This is a genomic window from Streptomyces sp. URMC 123, from assembly GCF_051386515.1.
Taxonomy (GTDB): domain Bacteria; phylum Actinomycetota; class Actinomycetes; order Streptomycetales; family Streptomycetaceae; genus Streptomyces.
In genome coordinates this window covers 1-4804 of sequence record NZ_JBPQTV010000417.1, presented here as the reverse complement: position 1 = coordinate 4804, position 4804 = coordinate 1, and the positions used below count along the sequence as shown (strand labels likewise).

The 4804-nt window shown below is 74.6% G+C and carries 5 protein-coding genes; 4 read left to right on the top strand and 1 reads right to left on the bottom strand.

Translation table 11 applies throughout. The features are described from left to right. Positions 1-148: 148 nt before the first annotated feature. The 4 genes from murC to ACSNOD_RS28470 all read left to right on the top strand — a co-directional run bounded on the left by murC (position 149) and on the right by ACSNOD_RS28470 (position 3019). Positions 149-1546 (top strand): UDP-N-acetylmuramate--L-alanine ligase, encoded by a 1398-nt coding sequence (gene murC, locus ACSNOD_RS28485; protein WP_436769951.1) that lies wholly within the window; start codon positions 149-151, stop codon positions 1544-1546. 111 nt (positions 1547-1657) lie between these two features. Beyond that, positions 1658-2065, top strand: coding sequence for a peptide-methionine (R)-S-oxide reductase MsrB (gene msrB / locus ACSNOD_RS28480; RefSeq protein WP_436769950.1), 408 nt, complete (start codon positions 1658-1660; stop codon positions 2063-2065). 140 nt (positions 2066-2205) lie between these two features. Further along, positions 2206-2364, top strand: a complete 159-nt coding sequence (locus ACSNOD_RS28475; RefSeq protein WP_436769949.1) for a hypothetical protein — start codon at positions 2206-2208, stop codon at positions 2362-2364. 13 nt (positions 2365-2377) lie between these two features. Continuing rightward, positions 2378-3019 (top strand): disulfide bond formation protein B, encoded by a 642-nt coding sequence (locus ACSNOD_RS28470; RefSeq protein ID WP_436769948.1) that lies wholly within the window; start codon positions 2378-2380, stop codon positions 3017-3019. A 52-nt stretch (positions 3020-3071) separates the two neighbouring features. Here ACSNOD_RS28470 and treZ read toward each other — a convergent pair. Continuing rightward, a partial coding sequence (gene treZ / locus ACSNOD_RS28465; RefSeq protein WP_436769947.1) for a malto-oligosyltrehalose trehalohydrolase occupies positions 3072-4804 on the bottom strand: 1733 nt, incomplete at its 5' end.

The following is a 4804-nucleotide window of genomic DNA, read 5'->3' as shown; positions in this document are numbered from 1 at the left end:
GCCCCGCCCCCACCCGTAACCCGACCGGACTAGGGCGCACGGCCCCGTACGGCATAGGCTGGGGCGGCTCAGCACAGCCGCCCCGGCCACCGGCCCGACCACCACCGTCGGACCCGGCCGGCCGTACGACCCCGGGAGAGACACGCAAATGGCACCGGCCGTTCCGTCCGCCATGGACCGCCCGCACTTCATCGGCATCGGCGGCGCCGGAATGTCGGGCATCGCGAAGATCCTCGCCATGCGCGGCGCCCGGGTGGCCGGCAGCGACGCCCGCGACTCCGCGACGGCCCGCGCCCTCCGCGCCCTCGGCGCCACCGTGCACATCGGCCACGCCGCCGAGCACCTCGCCGACGACGCCAGCTGCGTCGTCGTCTCCAGCGCCATCCGCGCCGACAACCCGGAGCTGGCCCGCGCCGCCGAGCTCGGCGTCCCGGTCGTGCACCGCTCCGACGCGCTGGCCGCCCTGATGGCCGACACCCGGCCCATCGCCGTCGCCGGCACCCACGGCAAGACGACCACCACCAGCATGCTCGCGGTGGCCCTGCGCACCCTGGGCCTGGACGCCTCGTACGCCATCGGCGGCGACCTGGACGAGCCCGGCTCCAACGCCCACCACGGCACCGGTGAGATCTTCGTCGCCGAGGCCGACGAGTCGGACCGCAGCTTCCACAAGTACGCGCCCGAGGTGGCGATCGTCCTCAACGTGGAGCTCGACCACCACGCCAACTACGCCTCGATGGACGAGATCCACGAGTCCTTCGAGACCTTCGTCGACCGGATCGTGCCCGGCGGCACGCTGGTCGTCGGCGAGCACGCCGGCGCCCGGGAGCTCGCCCGCCGGGTGGCGGACCGCGCGGAGCTGAACGTGGTCACCGTCGGCGAGGCCGAGGGCAGTGACGTGCGCATCCTCCGGATCACCCCGAAGGGCATGACCAGCGAGGTCGTCGTCGACCTGGCCGGCCACGACGGCGAACTCGCCTTCACCGTCTCCGTGCCCGGCCGCCACTACGCGCACAACGCGGTGGCCGCCCTGGCCGCGGGCGTCCGGCTGGGCATCGCGCCCGCCGACCTCGCGCGCGCCCTCGGCTCGTACACCGGGGTCAAGCGCCGCCTCCAGCTCAAGGGCACCGCGGCCGGCGTCCAGGTCATCGACTCCTACGCGCACCACCCGACGGAGATGACCGCCGACCTCGCCGCGCTGCGCGAGGCCGCCACCGACAGCAGGCTCCTCGTGGTGTTCCAGCCGCATCTGTTCAGCCGCACGCAGGAGCTGGGCACGGAGATGGGCCGGGCCCTCGCCCTCGCCGACGCCTCCGTCGTGCTCGACATCTACCCGGCCCGCGAGGACCCGATCCCCGGCGTCACCAGCGCCATGATCATCGACGCTGCCGTCGCCGCGGGCGCCGATGTGCGGGCCGAGCACGACATGGCCGCGATCCCCGAGGTGATCGCGGGAATGGCGAAGCCGGGCGATCTCGTTCTCACCATGGGCGCCGGTGACGTCACCGACCTCGGGCCGCGGATTCTCGCCCGGCTGGAGGGCTGAGACGCGGGGCCGTCCGGCGTGAGGGCGGTCGGCCCGCCGGCCCCGCCAGGAGTCGAGAAGCCGCGCGCGCCGGCCCGGTGCCGGCCGCCGAACGACGGAGGAGTGACCACCGTGCCGTACGAGGTCGAGAAGTCGGAGCGGGAATGGCGCGAGGAGCTGTCCCCGCAGGAGTACCACGTGCTGCGCGAGGCCGGCACCGAGCCCGCCTTCACCGGTGAGTACACCGACACCACGACGCCCGGCGTCTACGCCTGCCGGGCGTGCGGCGCCGAGCTCTTCCGCTCCACCACCAAGTTCGCCTCGCACTGCGGCTGGCCGTCCTTCTACGACCCGAAGGACTCCGACGCCGTCGAGCTGCTCCAGGACCGCTCGCACGGCATGGTGCGCACCGAGGTGCGCTGCGCGCGCTGCGGCTCCCACCTCGGCCATGTGTTCGAGGGTGAGGGGTATCCGACCCCCACCGACCAGCGGTACTGCATCAACTCCGTCTCGCTGCGGCTCACTCCCGAAGAGAGCTGACGCCGCGTCCCTTCCCAGGGCCGCCGGGTGACCCGAGCGGCGCACCCGGCGGGCGGAGCGCCCCGATCCGTGCCACGATCGAAACCGTCGCGCCAAGGATCATGAAGCGCCCCGCTCGGCCGCCCGGCGGAAGGACCGCGATGGACACTCTTCTCATGCTGCTGGTCCTCGGGACCTGGTACACCATCGTCAGGTATCGGACCCGGATACGGGTCCTGCTCCTGTTCAACGCCTGTGTGCTGCTGGGATTCCTGCTGCTCAAGCACCATGCCGGGGCGGCCCCCGGGCTGTCCCTCTGAGGAGGAGTCGCCGGTGTCCACCCATGAGTACGAGGGCCCCCTTCCCACCGGACCGGCCGGGCTGATCATCGCCCGGATCGGCAACCTCCTCGGGCTGTGGTTCGCCCATCTCCATGTGCTCGGCCTCTCGGCCGTGCTGCTGGGCCAGTTGGTCGTCCAGTTCGGCCAGTGGGGCCACCCCACGCCGCTCGGCACCCTGCAGCGGGTCTTCCTGCTGCTGGCCGCGCTGGGGCCGGCGTACACCATCGCCATCTCCCGGGAGCGCAACGTCACCACCCATGAGCACGTCATGGGCTGGGGGCTGAGCCTGCTCGCCTGCCTCGGCGGCGGCGCGGCGACCCTCCCCGAGCTGCTGGCGCGCACCCGCCCCGGCGCGCCGGCGCCGACCGGCACCGTGCTCGGCCTCGCGCCGGACACCTGGGCCCTGGTCACCTTCGCGGGCGCGGCGGCGGGGGCGGTGGTGATGCTCGTCCTGACGGCCGACCTCGAACCGCTCGACAGCAGCTGCCCGCTGCTGTCGGTCACGGCCCTCGCGCTCCTCGGCGCGGCCATCGCGCTGAACACCGCGGCGGTGTTCCTCGTCCAGGGGCTGCACACGCACCTCCCGCGCGAACCGGGCACGTATCGCCTCCTGTACGACCTCGGCCTTCTCTGAGCGGGAAGGGGTACGGTCCGGTCCGGGCGCCGTACGGCGCGATCCGGGGGCGCTACGGCGTGGTCGCCCGGAGGACCGCCACCGACTCCGGAGGCATCCGCAGCTCGCCGGTCGCGTCCGGCGGCGGCACCGCGCCCCAGGTGGTCACCATCCGCCAGTGTGGAGCGGGCCGCGCACCGGGCGAGGAGCCGTTCCCCGTCGCGCCGCCGGAGGAGCCGCTCCCCGTCGCGCCGCCGGGGGAGCCGTTCGCGGACGCGCCGCCGGGGGAGCCGTACGGCGCGCCGCCGCCCGCGTACGGGCCGTCCAGCCGCACCGTCTCCGCGCCGGCCGCCATGTTCACCACCACCAGCAGCGGGCCCCGGCGGAAGCGGACACAGCACGAGGGCGACACCGACAGCTCCTCGTAGCGCAGCAGCGGCTCGCTCAGCGCGGGCTCCGCCCGGCGCAGCGCGATCAGCTCCCGGTGCCAGGCCAGCAGCCCGGCGTGCGGCTCGCGCTCCGGCTCCGACCAGTCCAGACAGGAGCGCCGGCGCGTGGCCGGGTCCTGCGGGTCCGGAATATCCGACTCCGCCCAGCCGTGGGCGGCGAACTCCCGGCGCCGGCCGTCGCGCACCGCCTCCGCCAACTCGGGGTCGGTGTGATCGGTGAAGAACTGCCAGGGGGTGCGCGCGCCCCACTCCTCGCCCATGAACAGCATGGGCGTGAACGGGGCGAGGAGCACCAGCGCCGCCGCGCAGGCGAGCCGGCCGGGGCTCAGAGCGGCGGAGAGCCGGTCGCCCCGCGCGCGGTTGCCGATCTGGTCGTGCGTCTGGGCGTAGCCGAGCAGCCGGTGCGCGGGGAGGGCGCGCGGGTCCAGGGGGCGGCCGTGGCGCCGGCCGCGGAACGACGAGTGGCCCCCGTCGTGGAAGAAACCGCCGGTCAGCGTCTTGGCGAGGGCGTGGGCCGGCCCGCCGGGGCCCCGCGCGAAGTCGGCGTAGTACCCCTGGGACTCCCCGGTCAGCGCCGTGTGCAGGGCGTGGTGGAAGTCGTCGTTCCACTGCGCGTGCAGGCCGAGTCCGCCCTGCTCGCGCGGGGCCGTGGTGCGCGGGTCGTTGCGGTCGGACTCGGCGACGAGGAACAGTGGCCGGCCCAGGGCGGCGGCCAGCGCGTCGACGGCCTCCGACAGTTCGGCGAGGAAGTGGTGGGCGCGGGTGTCGTACAGGGCGTGCACGGCGTCCAGCCGCAGCCCGTCCAGGCGGTAGTCCCGCAGCCAGGCCAGCGCGCTGTCGACGAGGTAGGCGCGGACCTCGTCCGAGCCCGGGCCGTCGAGATTGACGGCCGAGCCCCAGGGGGTGTGGTGCGCGTCGGTGAAGTACGGCCCGAACGCGGGCAGATGGTTGCCGTACGGGCCGAGATGGTTGTGCACCACGTCCAGGACCACCCCCAGGTCGTGGCCATGGGCGGCGTCCACCAGGCGCTTCAACCCGTCCGGGCCCCCGTACGGCTCGTGGACCGCCCACGGCGCGACGCCCTCGTACCCCCAGCCGTGCGTGCCGGGGAAGGGGCAGACGGGCATCAGCTCGACATGGGTCACCCCCAACGCGGCCAGGTGGCCCAGCCGTTCGGCGGCGGCCTCGAACGTTCCGGCCGGGGTGAACGTGCCGATGTGCAGCTCGTACAGCACCGCGCCGGGCAGCGGCCGGCCCCGCCAGGGGTGCGTCCAGGCGAACCGCGCGTGGTCCACCACCGCGCCGGGCCCGTCCACGCCGTCCGGGCGGCGGGGGGCGCGGGGGTGCCGAAGCGCAG

Excerpts from the sequence above, each read along its gene's own strand:
- ACSNOD_RS28475 (WP_436769949.1), top strand. The coding sequence starts at position 2,206 with ATGGACACTCTTCTCATGCTGCTGGTCCTCGGGACCTGGTACACCATC.
- murC (WP_436769951.1), top strand. The coding sequence starts at position 149 with ATGGCACCGGCCGTTCCGTCCGCCATGGACCGCCCGCACTTCATCGGC.